General features: G+C 72.1%; 19 protein-coding genes. 11 read left to right on the plus strand and 8 right to left on the minus strand.

Annotated features, from left to right (window positions below; all coding sequences use genetic code 11):
• Positions 1-9 precede the first annotated feature (9 nt).
• On the minus strand, positions 10-699 hold the full coding sequence (locus G6W55_RS23670) for a response regulator transcription factor (protein WP_175522854.1): 690 nt from the start codon (positions 697-699) through the stop codon (positions 10-12).
• Positions 700-987: 288 nt separating this feature from the next.
• Here G6W55_RS23670 and G6W55_RS23675 point away from each other — a divergent pair, with 288 nt between their 5' ends.
• The 8 genes from G6W55_RS23675 (at position 988) to G6W55_RS23705 (ending at position 7,512) form a co-directional block, all read left to right on the plus strand.
• Positions 988-1,764, plus strand: a complete 777-nt coding sequence (locus G6W55_RS23675) for an amino acid ABC transporter ATP-binding protein (RefSeq protein WP_030796528.1) — start codon at positions 988-990, stop codon at positions 1,762-1,764.
• A 77-nt stretch (positions 1,765-1,841) separates the two neighbouring features.
• A complete protein-coding gene (locus G6W55_RS23680; protein ID WP_175522855.1) occupies positions 1,842-2,696 on the plus strand; it encodes a glutamate ABC transporter substrate-binding protein in 855 nt (284 codons plus the stop codon).
• Positions 2,697-2,813: 117 nt separating this feature from the next.
• Positions 2,814-3,479, plus strand: a complete 666-nt coding sequence (locus G6W55_RS23685; protein WP_175522856.1) for an amino acid ABC transporter permease — start codon at positions 2,814-2,816, stop codon at positions 3,477-3,479.
• The gene (locus tag G6W55_RS23690) at positions 3,476-4,384 is read left to right on the plus strand and encodes an amino acid ABC transporter permease (RefSeq protein WP_175522857.1); all 909 of its coding nucleotides are present in this window, start codon (positions 3,476-3,478) and stop codon (positions 4,382-4,384) included. Before G6W55_RS23685 ends, G6W55_RS23690 begins: the two co-directional genes overlap by 4 nt.
• 175 nt (positions 4,385-4,559) lie before the next feature.
• Positions 4,560-6,188 carry an FAD-dependent monooxygenase gene (locus G6W55_RS23695; RefSeq protein ID WP_175522858.1) on the plus strand — a complete coding sequence of 543 codons (1,629 nt, stop codon included), beginning with the start codon at positions 4,560-4,562 and terminating at the stop codon, positions 6,186-6,188.
• A gap of 186 nt (positions 6,189-6,374) precedes the next feature.
• Positions 6,375-6,446, plus strand: coding sequence for a putative leader peptide (locus G6W55_RS39615; protein ID WP_309544753.1), 72 nt, complete (start codon positions 6,375-6,377; stop codon positions 6,444-6,446).
• A 92-nt stretch (positions 6,447-6,538) separates the two neighbouring features.
• Positions 6,539-7,069 (plus strand): cysteine dioxygenase, encoded by a 531-nt coding sequence (locus G6W55_RS23700; protein WP_085212768.1) that lies wholly within the window; start codon positions 6,539-6,541, stop codon positions 7,067-7,069.
• The gene (locus G6W55_RS23705) at positions 7,066-7,512 is read left to right on the plus strand and encodes a rhodanese-like domain-containing protein (RefSeq protein WP_375372464.1); all 447 of its coding nucleotides are present in this window, start codon (positions 7,066-7,068) and stop codon (positions 7,510-7,512) included. The genes G6W55_RS23700 and G6W55_RS23705 overlap by 4 nt, the downstream gene beginning before the upstream one ends.
• A 72-nt stretch (positions 7,513-7,584) precedes the next feature.
• Here the strand turns inward: G6W55_RS23705 and recX are convergent, their stop codons facing one another.
• Together recX and recA are read right to left on the minus strand one after the other, a co-directional pair.
• Positions 7,585-8,301, minus strand: a complete 717-nt coding sequence (recX, locus tag G6W55_RS23710; RefSeq protein ID WP_175522859.1) for a recombination regulator RecX — start codon at positions 8,299-8,301, stop codon at positions 7,585-7,587.
• A gap of 3 nt (positions 8,302-8,304) precedes the next feature.
• Positions 8,305-9,429 carry a recombinase RecA gene (recA, locus tag G6W55_RS23715; RefSeq protein WP_175522860.1) on the minus strand — a complete coding sequence of 375 codons (1,125 nt, stop codon included), beginning with the start codon at positions 9,427-9,429 and terminating at the stop codon, positions 8,305-8,307.
• A gap of 286 nt (positions 9,430-9,715) precedes the next feature.
• On the opposite strand from recA, the gene G6W55_RS23720 reads away from it, so the two are divergent.
• Entirely contained in the window at positions 9,716-10,504 is a 789-nt protein-coding gene (locus tag G6W55_RS23720; RefSeq protein ID WP_254876409.1) for a hypothetical protein, read from the plus strand.
• Positions 10,505-10,544: 40 nt separating this feature from the next.
• Here the strand turns inward: G6W55_RS23720 and G6W55_RS23725 are convergent, their stop codons facing one another.
• Together G6W55_RS23725 and G6W55_RS23730 are read right to left on the minus strand one after the other, a co-directional pair.
• On the minus strand, positions 10,545-11,864 hold the full coding sequence (locus G6W55_RS23725; protein WP_309243803.1) for an AI-2E family transporter: 1,320 nt from the start codon (positions 11,862-11,864) through the stop codon (positions 10,545-10,547).
• Positions 11,865-11,936: 72 nt separating this feature from the next.
• A complete protein-coding gene (locus G6W55_RS23730; RefSeq protein ID WP_030796505.1) occupies positions 11,937-12,131 on the minus strand; it encodes a DUF3046 domain-containing protein in 195 nt (64 codons plus the stop codon).
• Between the two features lie 79 nt (positions 12,132-12,210).
• On the opposite strand from G6W55_RS23730, the gene G6W55_RS23735 reads away from it, so the two are divergent.
• On the plus strand, positions 12,211-13,191 hold the full coding sequence (locus G6W55_RS23735; protein WP_217687273.1) for a hypothetical protein: 981 nt from the start codon (positions 12,211-12,213) through the stop codon (positions 13,189-13,191).
• Between the two features lie 53 nt (positions 13,192-13,244).
• On the opposite strand, the gene G6W55_RS23740 is transcribed toward G6W55_RS23735, so the two are convergent.
• Genes G6W55_RS23740 through G6W55_RS23750 form a run of 3 tightly spaced genes read right to left on the minus strand, consistent with a single transcriptional unit; the run spans position 13,245 to position 15,240 of the window.
• Positions 13,245-13,553, minus strand: a complete 309-nt coding sequence (locus G6W55_RS23740; protein ID WP_175522861.1) for an AzlD domain-containing protein — start codon at positions 13,551-13,553, stop codon at positions 13,245-13,247.
• On the minus strand, positions 13,550-14,377 hold the full coding sequence (locus G6W55_RS23745; protein ID WP_175522862.1) for an AzlC family ABC transporter permease: 828 nt from the start codon (positions 14,375-14,377) through the stop codon (positions 13,550-13,552). The genes G6W55_RS23740 and G6W55_RS23745 overlap by 4 nt, the downstream gene beginning before the upstream one ends.
• On the minus strand, positions 14,278-15,240 hold the full coding sequence (locus tag G6W55_RS23750; protein WP_175522863.1) for an AraC family transcriptional regulator: 963 nt from the start codon (positions 15,238-15,240) through the stop codon (positions 14,278-14,280). Before G6W55_RS23750 ends, G6W55_RS23745 begins: the two co-directional genes overlap by 100 nt.
• Before the next feature lie 109 nt (positions 15,241-15,349).
• Here G6W55_RS23750 and G6W55_RS23755 point away from each other — a divergent pair, with 109 nt between their 5' ends.
• Complete coding sequence (locus tag G6W55_RS23755) at positions 15,350-20,272, plus strand: ATP-dependent helicase (protein WP_175522864.1); 4,923 nt, start codon at positions 15,350-15,352, stop codon at positions 20,270-20,272.
• Positions 20,273-20,274: the final 2 nt, after the last annotated feature.

The following is a 20,274-nucleotide window of genomic DNA, read 5'->3' on the forward strand; positions in this document are numbered from 1 at the left end:
GGTGCCCCGCTACGCGCCGGGGGCGACGAGCCGGTAGCCGACGCCCCGTACGGTCTCGATCAGGGCGGGCATACGCAGCTTGGCGCGCAGGGAGGCGACATGGACCTCCAGGGTGCGCCCGGTCCCCTCCCAACTGGTGCGCCAGACCTCGCTGATGATCTGCTCGCGCCGGAAGACCACTCCCGGGCGCTGGGCGAGCAGGGCGAGGAGGTCGAACTCCTTGCGGGTCAGTTGGACGACCGAACCGTCCACGGTGACCCGGCGGGTGGGCAGCTCGATCTGGACGGAGCCGAGGCGCAGCGCGTCGTCGGAGCCGGTCACGGCCGGGTCCTCGTGGACGGTGCGCCGGCTGACGGCGTGGATCCGGGCGAGCAGCTCTCCGGTGTCGTACGGCTTCACCACGTAGTCGTCGGCGCCCAGGTTGAGGCCGTGGATGCGGGAGCGTACGTCGGAGCGGGCGGTGACCATGATGACCGGGGTGGCGGTGCGTTTTCGGATCTTGCCGCAGACCTCGTAGCCGTCCTGGTCGGGCAGGCCGAGGTCGAGCAGGACGACCCCGAAGCCGGGTCCCTCCGGGACCAGCGCCTGGAGGGCCTCCTCGCCGTTGCGCGCGTGCGTGACGTCGAAGCCGTGCCGTCTGAGGACCGCGGACAGTGCGGCTGCGACGTGGTTGTCGTCCTCGACGAGGAGCAGTCTCATCCGGGCCCCCTTCGGTTCATCGTCCGTTTGGTCTTGTTCTGTACAAAAAAGCCTGCACACGTGCGCGTGCACCATGGCAGTCACGCTGATGGACGACGACGGCGTCAAGTAGGTTCCGGTTGCGGGCGACTTCCGTTATCCGGCCGATACGCGCGCAGGTCTACGGGCTACGACACGTGTCCGATTGCTATCGGATCGTGATGCTCAGATTCCCCTCAGATGTAATGACGCTGGTCGCGACCGGTTACTACTGTCCTCCGAAACCGAGGAGGACGGAGCCTGAGAGCGATGACCGATGTATCGGTGACCAAGGAAGACACGGTCCCGCCCGGCGATCTCGTCGTCCTGAAGGATGTCAACAAGCACTTCGGCGCGTTGCACGTACTCCAGGACATCGATCTGACGATCACCCGTGGTGAGGTCGTCGTGGTCATCGGGCCCTCCGGGTCCGGGAAGTCGACCCTGTGCCGCACGATCAACCGTTTGGAGACGATCGACGCGGGCACGATCACGATCGACGGGAAGCCGCTGCCCCAGGAGGGCAAGGCGCTGGCCCGGCTGCGAGCCGACGTCGGCATGGTCTTCCAGTCGTTCAACCTGTTCGCGCACAAGACCGTGCTCGAGAACGTGATGCTGGGCCAGATCAAGGTCCGCAGGACGGACAAGAAGCAGGCCGAGGAGAAGGCCCGCGCCCTCCTCGACCGCGTCGGCGTGGGCACCCAGGCCGACAAGTACCCGGCGCAGCTCTCCGGCGGCCAGCAGCAGCGGGTGGCCATCGCACGAGCCCTGGCGATGGATCCGAAGGTCATGCTCTTCGACGAGCCGACCTCCGCCCTCGACCCCGAGATGATCAACGAGGTGCTCGAGGTGATGCAGCAGCTCGCCCGGGACGGCATGACCATGATCGTCGTCACCCATGAGATGGGCTTCGCGCGATCGGCGGCGAACCGGGTGGTCTTCATGGCCGACGGCCGCATCGTCGAGGAGGCCACGCCCGACCAGTTCTTCAGCAACCCGCGCAGCGACCGTGCCAAGGACTTCCTGTCGAAGATCCTGCACCACTGACCGCGCCCCAGGACCGGACCGCTCGTCCGACGGACCCGCACCGCTCTCAGCCCTTTCATCACCGTAAGGAAGTAGTCATGAAGCTTCGCAAGGTCACCGCCGCCTCGGCCGCCGTACTCGCCCTCGCCCTCGCCGCCACCGCGTGCGGCGGCGACAGCGACGACGACGCGGGCAGCGGCTCCACCGGCGGCACCGGTGGCGGCGGCAAGATCAAGGTCGGCATCAAGTACGACCAGCCCGGTCTCGGTCTGAAGAAGCCCGACGGATCCTTCGCCGGCTTCGACGTGGACGTGGCGACCTACGTGGCCAAGCAGCTCGGCTACGAGCCCGACCAGATCGAGTTCGTCGAGACCAAGAGCGCCGACCGCGAGAACGCGCTCGCGCGCGGTGACGTCAAGTTCATCGCCGCCACCTACTCGATCAACGACGAGCGCAAGCAGAAGGTCGACTTCGCCGGACCGTACCTGCTCGCCCACCAGGACCTGCTGGTCAAGTCCGACTCGGACATCTCCAAGGGCACGGACCTCAACGGCAAGAAGCTGTGTTCAGTGGTCGGTTCGACGTCGGCGCAGAACGTCCAGAAGTCGATCGCTCCGGACGCGAAGCTCAAGGAGGTGAGCTCCTACTCGGAGTGCATCGCCGCCCTCCAGAACGGTGCCGTGGACGCGGTGACCACCGACGACTCGATCCTCGCCGGCTTCGCCTCCCAGGACCAGTACAAGGGCAAGTTCAAGCTTGCCGGTCTGAAGCTCAGCAATGAGAACTACGGCATCGGTGTCAAGAAGGGCGACACCGCGACCGTCGACAAGATCAACAAGGCGCTGGAGCAGATGGTCAGCGACGGCGCCTGGGACAAGGCGGTCGCCGCCAACTTCGGCCCGGCGAACTACGAGAACGAGCAGGCTCCGAAGATCGGCGTGATCGTCAAGTAGTGCGGGGCCGCGGCCCAGCCATCCGGGGTTCTTGAGGCGCGCCGCCGTCCGTCGCGATCACGGCGGCGGCGCGCCCTGCCCTCCCCCTATGCCACCCACCCGGAAGCGCGGGAGATCGTGTTCGACTTTCTAGAAGGTTACGACGTCCTCGGGGCGTTCTGGATGACGGTGAAACTCACCGCCCTATCCGCCGTGGGCTCCTTGATCTGGGGCACCCTGCTGGCCGCGATGCGGGTCAGCCCGGTCCCCCTCATGCGCGGGTTCGGCACCGCCTACGTCAACATTGTCCGGAACATCCCTCTGACGGTCATCATCCTGTTCTGCTCGGCCGGCCTCGCCGATGTCTTTGGCGTGACCCTGGGCGGCAAAGACTTCGACGTTCAGGGATTCCGGCTCGCCGTGCTCGGCCTCGTCGCCTACACAGCGGTCTTCGTCTGCGAGGCGCTGCGCTCCGGCATGAACACGGTGCCGCTGGGCCAGGCGGAGGCGGCCCGCGCCATCGGCTTGAGCTTCACCCAGACCCTGCGGCTCGTCGTCCTCCCACAGGCATTCCGCTCGGTGATCGGCCCACTGGCCAACGTCCTGATCGCGCTGACCAAGAACACCACTGTGGCGGCCGCCATCGGCGTCGCTGAGGCCGCCTACCTGATGAAGACGATGATCGAGAACGAGGCGCAGACACTGCTCATCGGCGCGGTCTTCGCGTTCGGGTTCGTGGTGCTGACCCTGCCGACCGGCCTGCTCCTGGGCTGGCTGAGCAAGCGACTGGCGGTGAAACGATGAGTTCGGTCCTCTACGACACTCCGGGCCCCCGCGCCAAGCGGCGCAACGTCCTCTTCACGGTGGTCTTCGCCTTCCTGGTCCTACTGCTCCTGTGGTGGGTGTGGCTGAAGATGGACGAGAAGGACCTGTGGGCCTCCGCCCAGTGGAAGCCTTTCATCGAGTCGCAGGCATGGACGACGTACCTGCTGCCCGGCCTGGCGAACACTCTGAAGGCCGCGGCGCTCGCCATGGTGATCGCCCTCCCGTTGGGCGCCGCTTTCGGTATCGCGCGCCTGTCCGATCACCGGTGGGTGCGGGGCGCGTCCGGCACGGTGGTGGAGTTCTTCCGGGCGATCCCGGTGCTGCTGCTGATGCTGTTCGCCAATGAGATCTACGCCCGCTCCACGGACATCAGCAGCGAGGACCGGCCGCTCTACGCGGTCGTCACCGGCCTGGTGCTCTACAACGCCGCCGTCCTCGCCGAGGTCGTCAAGGCGGGCATCCTGGCCCTCCCCAAGGGCCAGACGGAGGCGGCCTACGCCATCGGCATGCGCAAGGGCCAGACGATGGGCAGCATTCTGCTTCCGCAGGCGGTCACGGCGATGCTGCCGGCGATCGTCAGCCAGTTGGTGGTCATCGTGAAGGACACCGCGCTCGGCGGTGTGATGATCGGATTCACCGAGCTGCTCAACACACGCGGCACCTTGGCGGCCAACTACGCCAACCCGATCGCCAGCTTCATCGTCATCGCGATCCTCTTCATCGTGCTGAACTTCATCCTGACCAGCTTCGCGAGCTGGCTGGAGCAGCGGCTGCGGCGCAGCAAGCGCAGCACGGGCGCGGTGCTCGGCGCGGAGGACATCGACGATCTGAACGCGGCCGAGGTCGGCGGCGCCCACGGCACCGGCGCGGTGGGCAAGACCTGACGCGCACTCAACCGATGTGACCTGTACGGAGGCAGTGGCCCGCGCGCCGCTGCCTCCGTCGCTTGACGCAAACAACGTCAATGGGTTGCATTCATTCTGTGATCGTGCACCCTGCTCCACCCTGTTGTTCACTCACGCCCGCGAGACCGTCGTCGAAGGCAGGGAGTGTCGCGCCGTGGACCCGGTGATCATCGTCGGTGCGGGGCCCGTGGGGCTCTCGCTCGCCCTGGCGCTGGCGCGTCAGGAAGTGCCGTCGGTCGTCCTCGACGAGGGCCCCGGCAAGGACGAACCCCGCCTCGCGCGCACCGTCGTGCTGCGCGCCGACACCGCCGCCCTGATGGAGCGGCTCATCGGTGAGCCGCTGGACGAGACGGGCATGCGCTGGGCCGGATGGCGGGCGATGCGGCGCAGGCAGGTGACGCGCGAGATCACGTTCGGCGGCGACGAGCCGGCCCCGCTGCACATCGCCCAGCACGAGCTGACCGGCGCCCTGCGCGCCGCCGCGGCGGCCGAGCGGCTGGTGAGGATCTCGGCCGACAGCCGGCTCGACACGATCGAGCAGGAACCTTCCGGTGTCACCGCCCACACCCGCGGTTCGAAGGGCACCTGGTGGCGCGGCAGCTATCTGGTGGGCTGCGACGGACCGCGCTCCACGGTCCGCAAACTCCTCGACATCCGCTTCCCCGGCCGTACGGCGGTGGAACGACACGCCGTTGCCGCGCTCCGGGCGGAACTTCCGTGGCCCCGTCAGGCGTTGCTCCATCGGACACCGCCGTGGCGGACGTCCGGTCCCTCCGCCGGGGAGATCACCGGACGCCCGCTGCCGGACGGCGTCTGGCGTCTGGACTGGCTGCTCCCGCCCGGCAAGGACCTCGTCACACCCGAGCTGCTGGTCGCGCGCGTCCGGGAGACCCTCCAGGGCTGGAGCGAGGGTTCGGTTCCCGCGTACGAGCTGCTCGACACCGGTGTGCACACCGTGCACCACCGGCTGGCCCGCCGGTGGCGCGTGGGCCGGGTGCTGCTCGCCGGGGACGCCGCGCATCTGCTCGGCGCGTTCGGCACCCAGGGGCTCGACGAGGGGCTGCGGGACGCCGACAACCTCGCCTGGAAGCTGTCCCTCGCCTGGCACCACGGGCCGCACGACGCACTGCTCGACAGCTACCAGGCCGAGCGCCGCGCCGCCGTCTCCGCCCGGCTGCGCGCCGCCGACCAGGCCCTGCCCCTGCTGCGCGCCGGTGGCGGCATAAGGACCTACGTCCCCGGCGCGGCCCGCGGCCATGACGTGCTGCTCTCGGACGGCCACCTGGGGCACGGCCCGCTCGGCGCGCCGGGCACCTACGCGCACTCCCCGCTCGCGCCCCGGCACCTGGAGGCGGAGGTCCCGGTGGGCACGCCCCCCGGCGAACCGGTCGCGGACGTCCGGGTGACCGCGGAGGACGGCTCCTTCGTACGGCTGCGGGACCGGCTCGGCCGGGCCGCGCTGCTCGTCGTCCTGATCGCCCCGGGCACGGGCGTGTGGGAGCGCCGGCACTGGGTGTCGGCCGGGATCATGCCCCGGCTGGCCGCCGCGGTGACGGCACTGCCGTGCCCGGCCGAGCTGCTGGTGGCCGAGAGCTATCCGGGCGCGGCCGCCCACACCGTCCTGCTGATCCGCCCGGACGGCCATCTGGTCACCGCGCTCAACGGCGTCCGCCCCGCCGACCTGTACGCGGCGGCGGAGGCCGCGGTGGGCGGCCGACGGACGCGGGAGAACGCGGACGGCATGGAGAACGCGGAGGCGACGGCCGGGTCCGCGGCGACATGAGCGTCGTGCGCGTCATGGGGTGGTCTGGGGGGCTGTCGCCGGCCGGAGGCAGCCCTCAAGTGCGCCCGCGCATCCGGTACGACCGTCACATGACCGTACGCTCCGTTCCCGCTCCGTCCGCATGGCGACAGTGAGTTGACCGGCCCACACCGGCATGGTGTACTCCGGATCGTGACCGACACCGATGTGCGCCTGTGGCGGAGGGTCCATATGGACCTCGTCCGCTATGCGGGCTGCGTGTGTCGTCCCTCCTGCTGAACTCGCACCCTTTCCTCCACCGGCACGCGCCCCCGCGACCCGAGTCGCTCCTGTGCGCCGCCGCACCCGCGAACGTTCTCAGGACGGTACCCGTGTCTGTCTCTCCCGCTGTCCCAGCCGCCGCCGTCGCCGCGCCGACCCAGGCGGACCTTCTCGACTTCGTCCGGCGCACCGCCGCCGACACCGAGCTGATCGCCTCGCTCCCCCTCGACCCCGAGGGCCGTACCTGGGTGCACCTGGAGGGGCCCGGCGGCAGCGAGGCATGGCTGATCGGCTGGCCGCCCGGCTCGGGCACCGGCTGGCACGACCACGCCGACTCGGTGGGCGCCTTCCTCACCGCGCGGGGCGCGCTCAAGGAGTACTCGCTGGCCGCGCGGCTGCCCACCGACGGCTGGAAGACCCTGGAACTGACGGAGGGCGTCGACCGGGAGCGCACGCTGCCGGCCGGCCGGGGCCGCTCCTTCGGACGCCACCACGTCCACGAGGTGCTCAACGAGTCCACGGAGGAACACGCGATCTCCGTCCACGCCTACTACCCGCCGCTGCCCCGCATCCGCCGCTACAGCCGCTCGGGACAGGTGCTGCGCCTGGAGCAGGTCGAGCGTCCGGAGGACTGGCAGTGAGCGGCGCCGGACAGCGGGCGGGCACGGGCACAGAACGACCGGCGGGCGCCGGCGCAGAGCAGCCGGTGGGCATAGACGAGCTGCTCGAACGGGTCCGCGCCGGGTACACGCGCGTGGAGGCGCGTGAGGCGTACGAGGCGGCCGGTGTGGGCGAGGCGCTGCTCGTGGACATCCGGTACGCCGCCCTGCGTGAGCGGGACGGTCTGATCCCCGGTGCCCTGGTCGTCGAGCGCAACGAGCTGGAGTGGCGGCTCGACCCGCAGGGCAGTCACCGTGTCCCCGAGGCGACGGGCCACGATCTGCGGATCGTCGTCATCTGCAACGAGGGCTACGCGTCCAGCCTGGCCGCCGCCTCCCTGCACGGCCTGGGGCTCCACCGGGCGACGGATCTGGTGGGCGGCTTCCAGGCGTGGAAGGCGGCCGGGCTGCCGGTGACGCCGTAGCGGGCCGTTCGTCCATAACGGCGGGCCTCGGCAGCGGGCGCGTGCGGGACGGGGCCGCGTGCGGGAGGGGGCTCAGTACTCGCCGTCCCCCAGGAACTCCGTGTCCTCGCCCTCCTCCTCCAGCGCCCGCCGGACCACTCTCAGGGCCATGCCCTCGGAGTAGCCCTTGCGCGCGAGCATGCCCGCGAGACGGCGGAGCCGCTTGTCGCGGTCGAGGCCGCGCGTCGAGCGCAGCTTGCGGGCGACGAGTTCGCGGGCGGTCGCCTCCTCCTGCTCGGAGTCGAGCTGCCCGACGGCCTCGTCGATCAGCTCGGAGTCGACGCCCTTGGTGCGCAGCTCTCTCGCCAGGGCCCGCCGGGCCAGGCCCCGGCCGTGATGCCGGGACTCCACCCAGGCGTCCGCGAAGGCGCTGTCGTTGATCAGCCCGACCTCCTCGAACCGCGAGAGCACCTCCTCCGCCACGTCGTCCGGGATCTCCCGCTTGCGCAGGGCGTCCGCGAGCTGTTTGCGGGTGCGCGGGGTCCCGGTGAGCAGGCGCAGGCAGATCGCCCGTGCCCGCTCAGCCGGGTCCCCTGAAGACTCCCCCTCCTCGGCCCTCGACGAGGAGGAAGTGCCTCCGTCCTGTGCGGACGGCTCTCCGAAGCCGCGCCGGCGGCGCCCACGCCGGCCCCGGGGAGCGCCCTCGCCGTCCGCCGCGCGGTCCGGGGGGAGGCCGCCGTCCTCCCGGCTCCCCGGCTCCCGTGGGGTGCCGGGGTGCGCGTGCTCGGCCCAGTCCGTTCGTCGTGTCACGGATCAGCTCTTGGCGGCCGCGGCCTTCTTGGCGGTCTTGGCGGCGGGAGCCGGGACCGTCTTGGCGTCGTCCGCGGGCGTGCCCGGGGTGGCCGTGGCATCCGCGCCGGGCTCCGCCGAGGCGTCCGCCGGACGGACTCCGACGCCCAGCTTCTCCTTGATCTTCCTCTCGATCTCGTTGGCGAGATCGGGGTTGTCCTTGAGGAAGTTGCGGGCGTTCTCCTTGCCCTGGCCGAGCTGGTCGCCCTCGTACGTGTACCAGGCGCCGGCCTTGCGGACGAAGCCGTGCTCCACGCCCATGTCGATCAGACCGCCCTCGCGGCTGATGCCGTGGCCGTAGAGGATGTCGAACTCGGCCTGCTTGAAGGGCGGCGCGACCTTGTTCTTGACGACCTTGCAGCGGGTGCGGTTGCCGACCGCCTCCGTGCCGTCCTTCAGGGTCTCGATACGGCGGATGTCGATCCGCACCGAGGCGTAGAACTTCAGCGCGCGGCCACCGGTCGTGGTCTCCGGGGAGCCGAACATCACGCCGATCTTCTCGCGGAGCTGGTTGATGAAGATCGCGGTGGTCTTGGACTGGTTGAGCGCGCTGGTGATCTTCCGCAGCGCCTGGCTCATCAGACGGGCCTGGAGACCGACGTGGCTGTCGCCCATCTCGCCCTCGATCTCCGCACGCGGCACGAGCGCGGCGACGGAGTCGATGACGATCAGGTCGAGGGCACCGGAGCGGACCAGCATGTCCACGATCTCCAGGGCCTGCTCGCCGTTGTCCGGCTGGGAGAGGATCAGGTTGTCGATGTCGACGCCGAGCTTCTTCGCGTACTCGGGGTCGAGGGCGTGCTCCGCGTCCACGAAGGCGACCTGGCCGCCGGCCTTCTGGGCGTTGGCCACGGCGTGCAGGGTCAGCGTGGTCTTACCGGAGGACTCCGGTCCGTAGATCTCGACGACGCGGCCGCGCGGCAGACCGCCGACGCCGAGGGCCACGTCGAGTGCGGTCGACCCGGTCGGGATGACCTCGATGGGCTCCATCGACCGCTCGCCCATGCGCATGACCGCGCCCTTGCCGAATTGCCGTTCAATCTGTGCGAGAGCGGCATCCAGGGCCTTCTCGCGGTCGGTTCCTGCCATGGGTTCCACCCGATTTGCTTGAGTCGATCGCTTCACGTCAAAGACGCTAACGCCTGCCACTGACAATGCGCCTCGACGCCGGTCCGGCCTGTGGATAACTCGGGGACTCACCCGACCAAACCGGGATGTAACACCCGTCGAGAACCTCGCCGGAGCCTCCATAAGAATGGATGTTCGATTTTCGTGTCAAGCGCACCACGCGACACCACCACTACTTCACGGGGTGTACGCCGGATGCCTTCGACCGGAGGACGACGGCACGCCTCGGCGACGGGAGGCTCGGTGCATGCCCGACCGGACGACCACCCTGACCTCCCTGACCTCCCCGACCTCCCCGACCTCCCCTTCTCCGGACCGCGTCTACGAGGCGACCGCCGTCCTCCTGATCCTCTCCGGCCTCCTCCATCTCGTCGTCTTCGCCGTCGACGGCGGCCCCTGGGACGGGCCGGTGTCCTGGCGCAAGCCGGTGACCTTCGGGCTCTCCTTCGGCGTGACCCTCTTCGCGGTCGTCCGGGTCACCTCGTGTCTGCGTCTAAACGCACGGCTGCGCACCCTGCTGCTCGGGGTGTTCGCCGCCGACTGCGTGGTGGAGGTCGGCGGCATCACGCTTCAGGCATGGCGGCGCGTGCCCTCGCACCTGGACATGGAGACGCCCTTCGACACCGCCGTGTCCATGACTCTCGCGGTCGGCGGCGGTGTCCTCGTGGTGCTGCTGACCGTCTTCGCCGTGGTGTCCTTCCGGCATCCGCCGACGGGACCCGCCGGGATGGCGCTCGCGGTGCGCTCGGGCTTCGCGGTCCTGCTGGTCGCGCTCGCCTCGGGAGCGGCGATGATCGCGCGCGGAGTCGTCCTGACCCGCACCGGCCACCAGGAGGCGGCCTACCGCTCGACGGCCCCGCTCAAGCCGCTGCACGGGGTGAGCCTGCACGCCGTCCTCGTGCTGCCCGCGCTGGCCTGGCTGCTGTCGCGCACCCCGTGGAGCGCGCCCGTGCGACGGCGGATCGTGGTCGCGGCGGTGGGCTGCTACTGGGCGGCGGTCGCCGCGGCGGGCGTACGGGCCGTGCTCACGTACTGAGCCGTGCCTTCAGGGAGCTTGCTCCCTCGGGAACGGCGGTTCAGCCGGCGTACGACTCGGAGCCGGGGCCGCTGCCGGTCTCGGCCCCGGGCGCGCCTTCCCGGTTCTGAGCCCGGTCCCGCGCCTGGCCCGGGACCCGTGTCCGCCGCCCCCACAGCCCCCGCGCGCGGGACAGCGGGCTCGGCCCCTCGCCGCGGCGCCGGTGGCCATGGACGCGGGGGTCGTCCGTGACGTCGTACCGCTTCACATAGGCGCCCAGGAACGCCTGGAGCGTGGCGACCGCCGGGATGGAGATCAGCGCGCCGACCGCGCCGAGGAGGGCGGTGCCCGCGATGACCGAGCCGAAGGCGACCGCCGGGTGGATGTCCACGGTCCTGGCGGTCAGCTTGGGCTGGAGCATGTAGTTCTCGAACTGCTGGTAGACCACGACGAAGACCAGCACCCACAGCGCGTACAGCGGGGTGACCGTGAACGCGATCAGCATGGGCAGGGCGCCCGCGAGATACGTGCCGATGGTGGGGATGAACTGCGAGACCACGCCCACCCACACGGCGAGCACCGGCGCGTACGGGATGCCGAGGGCCTCCAGCAGGATGTAGTGCGCGATGCCCGAGATCAGCGCCATCAGCCCGCGTGAGTACAGATAGCCGCCGGTCTTGTCGACGGCGATCTCCCAGGCGCGCAGCACCTCGGCCTGCTTGGCGGGCGGCAGGACGGAGCACAGGGCGCGGCGCAGTCGCGGTCCGTCGGCGGCGAAGTAGAACGAGAACAGCGCGATCGTCAGCATCCGGAACAGGCCGCCCAGGACCTGGGTGGAGACGTCCAGGACGCCGGCGGCGCTGTTCTGGGCGTACTTCCGCAGCCAGTCGGAGTGGAGCAGTCCCTCCTGGATGTCGACCCGGCGCAGCTCGGTGTGGAACGTGGTGTTGACCCAGTTGATCACGGAGTCGAGGTACTCGGGGAAGCCTTCGATCATCTTGATGATCTGGCCCGCGAGCATCGATCCGAGGAGGGTGAAGAACCCGGCGACCACGATCAGCAGGCCGAAGAAGACCAGGAAGGTGGCGAACCCCCGGCGCATGCCGCGGGCGGCCAGCCTGCTCACCGCGGGTTCCACGGCGAGGGCCAGGAAGAAGGCTATGAGGACGTTCAGCAGCAGACCTATGAGCTGGTGGAAAGCCCAGGTGCCGAGCTGGAACACCCCGACGAGGGCGAGCGCCAGGACCATGGCGCGCGGCAGCCAGCGGGGCATGCGCGCGGCCTGCCCGACGGCGCCGCCCGCCGGGGTGTCGGAGGGCGGCGTCGCGCCGGGCCGGGATGTCTGCCGGGCGGTCGGCCCGGGCTCGTCAGTGGGTGCCACGGGGCAAGTCTCGCCTACGCCACCGACAATCGGGGAGGCGCCTGTGATCTACGCGACGGATCGGCGCGGGGATCAGCGCTTCTCGTGGGGAACGTTCATCACCGTGCACACCACGCGCCATACGTCCTTGGCGTCCCAGCCGCCCGCCAGCGCCTCGTCCACGGTGTGCCCGCCCAGCTCCGTCATCACGTGATCGCGCGCGAACGTCTCGGCGTAGCCCGCGCCGAAATGTTCGTCCATCCGCTGCCAGAAGACCGTCAACCGCATGACACCAGTATCCCGCGCCCGGGGGTGGCCCCCGCCGGTCCCGCCTGCCGAGACCGCTTTCCGTCCTACGGTCTGACCCATGGCCGCAATCGGAGCATCCCCACTCCCCCAGAAACCCCCGTCACACCCGTCACCGCAGGCGACCCCGACACCCTCGGCGCGCTCCCCGCTCTTCCGCGCCGAGCACTTCGTCTGGCTCACCGCGCGCGTGCTGGAGCAGCGCCTGTTCGCGTACCACTTCCTGCGCGGCGGAGCCGACCCGGTCGAGACCGCCCTCGACGCCCATCTGAACGACGACGGGGGGTACGGCCACGCGCTGGAGCCCGATCTGCGCGGCCCCGTCAGCCAGCCGCTGCACACCGCGCACGCGCTGCGCGTCCTGGACTCCATCGGCCGCTGCGGCGGACAGCGCGTGGAGCGCGTGTGCCGCTATCTGACCTCCGTGTCGACCGCCGACGGGGCGCTCCCCGCCGTCCTCCCCACGCAGCGCGGGTACCCGGTGGCGCCGTTCGTCCCGATCGTGGACGACCCGCCCAGCGAGCTGCTGGCGACCGGTCCGGTGGTCGGTCTGCTGCACCGCAACGAGGTGTGGCACGCCTGGCTGTTCCGGGCCACGGAGTTCTGCTGGCGGGCGGTGGACTCCCTGGAGCGGTCCCATCCGTACGAGGTCGAGGCGGCCGTGGCCTTCCTGGACGCCGTACCCGACCGCCCGCGCGCGGAGGCGGCCGCCGACCGTCTGGGCCGGCTGGTGCGCGAGCACCGGCTGGCCGCGCTGGACCCGGACCGCCTGGACGCCTTCCCGGTCGCGCCCGGGTACGCCCCCGGAGAGCACCACTTCCCGCACGACTTCGCGCGGACACCGCACTCGCTGGCGCGCACGTGGTTCACGGACGACGAGATGGCCCGCTCCCTGGACTTCCTCGCCGGCGAGCAGCGGGAGGACGGCGGCTGGCCGGTGCGGTGGCGTCACTGGGCACCTGCTCCCGCCCTGGAGGCGCGCCCCATGGTGACGATCGAGGCGTTGCGCACCCTGCGGGCGCACGGCCGGGCGGTCGGCTGACCTCGTCCGGCGCCGGTCGGGTCCCGGGCGGTCTGTCAGCCGACCGGTACCCGTCAGCCGCCCAGTGCCCGCACCCCCGCGGTCACCACCACCGCCGCGGCGACGACCAGCAGGAAGGGCGCCCGCAGGACCAGTGCCACGGCCGCCGCGGCCAGTCCGGCCGCCCGCGCGTCCAGCACCAGGGCGTGCCCGTCGGCGAACGTCTGCTGGGCCGTGAGCGCGGCCAGCAGGGCGACGGGGAGCAGCGCGGCGAGCCGCCGGACGAGGGGCCGTTCCAGCGCCCCCGCGGGCACGAGGAGCCCGGCGAGCTTGACGGCGTAACAGCCGAGGGCGGTCGCCCCGATCGCGATCCAGACGTTCACCGCTGCTCTCCTCGCCGCTCGTCGTCGCGGTCCTGCTTGTCTTCCGGCGCCTGTGGTGACGCACCGCCGGTCCGGTCCTCCGGCGCCTGTCGTGACGCGGCGCCGGTCCGGCTCGCCCCGCGCCGCCCCTGGGCGTACAGCACGACCGGCGCGGCGAGCGCGGCCGCCAGGACGGGCACCCCGGCGGGCAGGACGGGCAGCAGCCCGAGGCCCAGCAGGACCGCGAGGGCCGCGACGGTCCGCTCGGTGGTGGTCCGGAGCATGGGCGCGAGCAGCGCCAGGAAGACGGCGGGACCGGCCGCGTCGAGCCCCCACGCGTCCGTGTCCCCGATGGCCTCGGCGCCCAGGGCACCGAGCAGGGTGGTGAGGTTCCACAGCAGGTACAGGCTCAGCCCGGTGACCGTGAACCCGATGCGGGCGGCACGCCTCCCGGGCTGCGCCAGCGACACGGCCGCGGTCTCGTCGATCACCCACTGCGCGGCGAAGGGCCGCACTGCGCGCGGGAGGGCCAGCAACTGCGACAGACGCAGCCCGTAGAACGCGTTGCGCACCCCGAGGAAGAAGGCACCGGCGGCCGCCGTCAGCGGGTTGCCGCCCGCGGCGAGCGCGCCGACCAGCGCGAACTGGGAGGCGCCGGTGAACACCAGGAGGCTCAGCGCGCAGGTCTGCCACACCGTGAGCCCGCTGCCGGCCGAGGTCACCCCGAAGGCGAACCCGGACAGTCCTACGGCGATTCCGACGCCGAGGGCGTCCCGTACGACGGCGGAGTCCGGCTTTCCCGCGCCGTCAGCGCGTATGTCTGCGAGAGCTGTCTGTTCTGCCACACCGAGGACGGTAGGAGCAGCTCCCCGCGCGCGTCTTGTACGTTCTTGCGCTCCCGCTGGTAGGCGCCCGGCGGGACGCCCACGATCCGCGCGAAGTGCCGGTTGAGGTGCGGCTGGTCGGTGAACCCCACCGCCAGGGCGGCCTCGGCGGGTGCCGTCCCCGCGTCCAGCAGCCGCCGTGCCCGCCGCACGCGCGCGTCCGTCAGCCAGGTGTGCGGGGGCATGCCGTACGCGTCGCGGAAGGCCCGCAGCAGGGCGAAGGGGCTGGTGCCGAGGTCCGCGGCGAGCTGCTCCAGGGTCGGCGGGTCGGTCATGCGCTGTTCCAGCACGGCACGCGCGCGGGCAGCGATCCGCGCCCCGGCCGTGCGCACCTCGCGCTGCGGGAGCGGTCCGCCGTTGAGCCTCAGCAACCGGGTGACGGCCACCCGCAGCAGGGTGTCGGCGGCCAGCGCGTTGCCCTCGTCGGCGGCGCGGAGCACCTGGTGGACCAGGCCGACGGCGTAGGGGTCGTCGAGGACGGGGCGGACGAATCCCGGGGTGCCGCGCAGGGTCGTCGTCTCGGCGGCGATCTGTGCGACGACGTCGGGCGCCGGGTACACCGCCCCGTACTTCCAGCCCTCCGGGACACCGGCCCGCCCGGTGTGCGGGGTGTCCGGGTTGACCAGCGCGAGCGCGCCGGCACCCGCGTACTGGTCGGCGCCGCCGTGGTGGAAGACCTCGACGCCGTCGGCGATGGCCGCGATGACGAAGTGCTCGTGGGTGTGCCGGACGAAGGTCTTGCGGATGTAGCGGGCGCGCAGCAGATCGACCCCGGGCAGGTCGGCGTACCGCCAGTGCCGCGCCAACTCGTCCGAACCCGCCATGGCCCCATTCTCCGCGACCCCGGCCGGGACACGCACCCCGCCCCTCCCCAGGTCCGCCGCATCCGCGCAGCTCAGGGCCATTGTCAGTGGCGGGGTGCAGGATGGACGCATGGTCAGCTCCGCACACCGAGCCCTCGACGGTTTCTCCCCCGCGACCCGCGGCTGGTTCACGGGGGCGTTCTCCGCGCCCACCGCGGCCCAGGCGGGCGCGTGGCAGGCCATCGGCGCGGGGTCGGACGTGCTGGTGGTGGCCCCGACCGGTTCCGGCAAGACCCTGGCCGCCTTCCTCGCCGCCCTGGACCAGCTCGCCTCGACGCCGCCGCCCGCCGACCCCAAGAAGCGGTGCCGGGTGCTGTACGTGTCTCCGCTCAAGGCCCTCGCGGTCGACGTCGAGCGCAACCTCCGCAGCCCCCTGACCGGGATCCGTCAGGAATCCGTCCGCCTGGGCCTGCCCGAGCCCGAGGTCAGGGTCGGTATCCGCTCCGGCGACACCCCGCCCGCCGAGCGCCGTGCGCTGGCCACCCGCCCGCCGGACATCCTGATCACCACCCCGGAGTCCCTGTTCCTGATGCTGACGTCGGCCACACGCGAGGCGCTGGCCGGGGTCGAGACGGTGATCCTGGACGAGGTGCACGCGGTCGCCGGTACCAAGCGCGGCGCGCATCTCGCGCTGACCCTGGAGCGGCTGGACGAACTGCTGCCGAGGCCCGCCCGCCGGATCGGTCTGTCGGCGACCGTCCGCCCGGTCGACGAAGTCGCCCGGTATCTCTCGCCGCGCCGCAAGGTGGAGATCGTCCAGCCCAAGTCCGGCAAGGAGTTCGACCTCTCGGTGGTCGTCCCCGTGCAGGACCTGGCCGAGCTGGGCGCCTCCCCGGTCGCCGACGGTTCGGAGGGGGCCGAGCGTCCGTCGATCTGGCCGCATGTCGAGGAGCGGATCACCGACCTGGTCCAGGCCCATCGCTCCACGATCGTCTTCGCCAACTCCCGCCGGCTCGCCGAGCGCCTGTGCAACCGGCTCAACGAGATCGCCTACGAGCGGGCCACCGGCGAGCCCCTCGACGAGCATCACGCTCCCGCCCAGTTGATGGGCGGCTCGGGTGCGGCCCAGGGCGCCCCGGCGGTCATCGCGCGGGCCCACCACGGCTCGGTCTCCAAGGAGCAGCGCGCCCTGGTCGAGGAGGACCTGAAGGCGGGCCGGCTGCCCGCCGTGGTCGCGACCTCCAGCCTGGAGCTGGGCATCGACATGGGCGCCGTCGACCTGGTGATCCAGGTCGAGTCACCGCCGTCCGTCGCCTCGGGGCTCCAGCGCGTCGGCCGCGCGGGGCACCAGGTGGGCGCGGTCTCCACCGGCGTCGTGTTCCCCAAGTACCGCGGCGACCTCGTCCAGGCGGCGGTGGTCACCGAGCGGATGCGCACCGGCTCGATCGAGTCCCTGCGCGTGCCCGCCAACCCGCTGGACGTCCTGGCCCAGCAGTTGGTGGCCATGACGGCCCTGGACACCTGGCAGGTCGACGACCTGCTGGCCACGGTCCGCAGGGCCGCGCCCTTCGCCTCGCTGCCGGAGTCGGCGTTCACGGCCGTCCTGGACATGCTCGCCGGCCGCTACCCGTCCGACGCGTTCGCGGAGCTGCGCCCGCGCGTGGTGTGGGACCGCGTGGCCGGCACGGTCACCGGCCGCCCCGGCGCCCAGCGTCTCGCCGTCACCTCCGGCGGGACGATCCCGGACCGCGGCCTGTTCGGCGTCTTCCTGGCGGGCTCCGACCCCAAGAAGGGCGGCGGCCGCGTCGGCGAGCTGGACGAGGAGATGGTCTACGAGTCCCGGGTGGGCGACGTCTTCACGCTCGGTACGAGCTCCTGGCGCATCGAGGACATCACGCGTGACCGTGTCCTGGTCTCCCCGGCCCCCGGGGTGCCGGGCCGCCTGCCGTTCTGGAAGGGTGACCAGCTCGGCCGCCCGCTGGAGCTGGGCCGCGCGGTGGGCGCCTTCCTCCGCGAGGTCGGCTCCCTGTCCAAGGAGGACGCGCGGCTCCGGCTGCTCACCGCGGGCCTGGACGCCTGGGCGGCCGACAACGTGCTCGCCTACCTCGACGAACAGCGCGAGGCGTGCGGCCATGTCCCGGACGACCGCACGATCGTCGTGGAGCGCTTCCGTGACGAACTGGGCGACTGGCGGGTCGTCGTCCACTCCCCCTTCGGCGCCCAGGTCCACGCCCCCTGGGCCCTCGCCCTCGGCGCCAAGCTCTCCGAGCGGTACGGCATGGACGCCCAGGTCATGCACGCCGACGACGGCATCGTGCTGCGGCTGCCGGACGCCGACCTCATGGGCCTGGACCTGCTGGACCGGGAACCCCGCAAGGCAGGAACGGAGTACGACGCCGAGCAGGCCCCGGTCGGAGCAGCCGACGTCGTCTTCGACAAGGGCGAGGTCGACCGGATCGTCACCGACCAGGTCGGCGGCTCGGCACTGTTCGCGGCCCGCTTCCGCGAGTGCGCCGCCCGCGCGCTGCTGCTCCCGCGCCGCAACCCCGGCCGGCGCACCCCGCTGTGGCAGCAACGCCAGCGCGCGGCGCAACTGCTGGAGGTGGCGAGCGAGTTCGGCTCCTTCCCGATCGTCCTGGAGGCGGTCCGCGAGTGCCTCCAGGACGTCTTCGACGTCCCCGGGCTCGTGGAGCTGATGGGCGACCTGGAGTCCCGCAAGGTCCGCCTGGTCGAGGTCACCACCCCGGAACCCTCCCCGTTCGCCCGCTCCCTCCTCTTCGGCTACGTCGCCCAGTTCCTCTACGAGGGCGACTCACCGCTCGCCGAACGCCGCGCCGCCGCGCTCTCCCTTGACTCGCGGCTGCTGGCCGAGCTGCTTGGCCAGGCGGAGCTGCGCGAACTGCTCGACGCCGACGTCCTCACCGAGCTGGAGCGTGAACTCCAGTGGCTCACCGAGGACCGGCGGGTGAAGGACACCGAGGGTGTCGCGGACCTGCTGCGCCTCCTGGGCCCGCTCACCGACGCCGAACTCGCCGAGCGCGGCGCCGAACCGGGATGGGCGCCTGAACTGGCCCGGGCCCGGCGCACGATCAAGGTCCGGATCACCGGCGCCGACCACTGGGCCGCGATCGAGGACGCGGGCCGGCTGCGCGACGCGCTCGGCACCGCCCTTCCGGTGGGGGTGCCGGAAGCCTTCACCGAGCCCGTGAAGGACCCCCTCGGCGATCTCCTGGCCCGGCACGCGCGCACCCATGGCCCGTTCACCTCCACGAGCGCGGCGGCCCGCTTCGGTCTGGGCGTCGCGGTCACCGACGGCGCCCTCCAGCGGCTCGCGGCCGCCGGACGCGTCGTCCAGGGCGAGTTCCATCCGGCGGGCATCGGCCAGGAGTGGTGCGACGCGACCGTGCTGCGCCGGCTGCGACGCCGCTCGCTGGCCGCCCTCCGCCACGAACTCGAACCGGTGCCGCCGCCCGCCCTCGCCCAGTTCCTGCCCCAGTGGCAGCACATCGGCAAGGGCCACTCCCTGCGCGGCATCGACGGGCTGGTGCGGGCCGTCGAGCAGCTCCAGGGCGCGTCGGTGCCCGCCTCGGCCCTGGAGAAGCTGGTCCTGCCGTCCCGCGTACGCGACTACACCCCGGCGATGCTCGACGAACTCACCTCGGCCGGCGAGGTCGTCTGGGCCGGCGCGGGCGCCCTCCCCGGCAAGGACGGCTGGGTCTCCCTCTACCTGGCCGACGCCGCGCCCCTCCTCCTGCCGCCGCCGCATCCCCTGGAACTGACGGCACTTCACCAGTCCGTGCTGGACACCCTGTCCGGCGGCTACGGCCTGTTCTTCCGTCAGATCGCCGACCAGATCCGGGCCACCACCCACCCGGACGTCACCGAGCCCCAGCTCGCCGACGCCGTCTGGGACCTGGCCTGGTCCGGCCGCCTCACCAACGACACGCTCGCCCCGATGCGTTCCCTGCTGGGCTCGGGCCGCACGGCCGGTGCCACGGCCCACCGCGCCAAACGCACGATCCCGCGCGGGCGGTACGGCTCCCTCGCGTCCGGCGCCCGCACGGCCTCCCGCACCGGCCCTCCCACCGTCGCGGGCCGCTGGTCCCTGCTCCCGGCACTGGAACCCGACCCCACCGTCCGCGCCCACGCCGTCGCGCGCACGCTCCTCGACCGGCACGGCGTGGTGACCAGGGGCGCGGTCGCCGCCGAGGGCATCGAGGGCGGCTTCTCGGCGACGTACCGGGTGCTGTCCGTGTTCGAGGAGAGCGGCCAGGCCCGGCGCGGCTATGTCGTCGAGGGCCTGGGCGCGGCCCAGTTCGCGATGGACGGCGCCGTGGACCGTCTGCGCGCGGTGGCCAACGCGCGCGACCGGGGCGAGCCCCTTCCCGGTGCGGCACCCGCCGCTGACGGCTCCCCCGACGACCACTTCCCAAGCGGCTTCCCCGCCGAGGACCTCACCTGGAACACGGCAGGTCTCGACGACCCCTTCGCCTCCCCCGGCGCGGGCGGCCCCCGTGGCGGCGGCCCGGCATCCCCGTACGACCCGGGCCCCGCCCTCTCGCCGTACGACCCGGGCCCCGCGCCGCCCTCGCCGTACTCCTCCGCCTACGCGCCCCCCGCCGACCGCCGCCGCCGTACCCGCGAAGACTCCGCCGCTTCCCGGGCGCTCGTGCTCGCCGCCGCCGACCCGGCCAACGCGTACGGCGCGGCCCTGTCCTGGCCCGAGCCCCCGACCGGTGCCGGGCACAAGCCGGGCCGCAAGGCGGGCTCCCTGGTGGTCCTCGTCGACGGCGAGCTGACGCTCTACATGGAGCGCGGCGGCAAGACCCTGCTGGCCTGGCCCTCCGCCCCCGGCGGCGAGGAGTCCCCGCCCGACGATCCCCGGCTGCACAGCGCGGCCGAGGCCCTCGCCGCGGCCGCCCGCGCGGGTTCGCTCGGCACGATCACCGTGGAGCGGGTCAACGGCGCCTCGGCCCTGACCTCCCCCCTCGGCACCCTCCTGGAAGGAGCCGGCTTCATCGCCACCCCCAGAGGACTGCGCCTCCGCCCATGACC

Source organism: Streptomyces sp. CAI-85 (genome assembly GCF_013363615.1).
Classification (GTDB): Bacteria; Actinomycetota; Actinomycetes; order Streptomycetales; family Streptomycetaceae; genus Streptomyces; species Streptomyces antibioticus_B.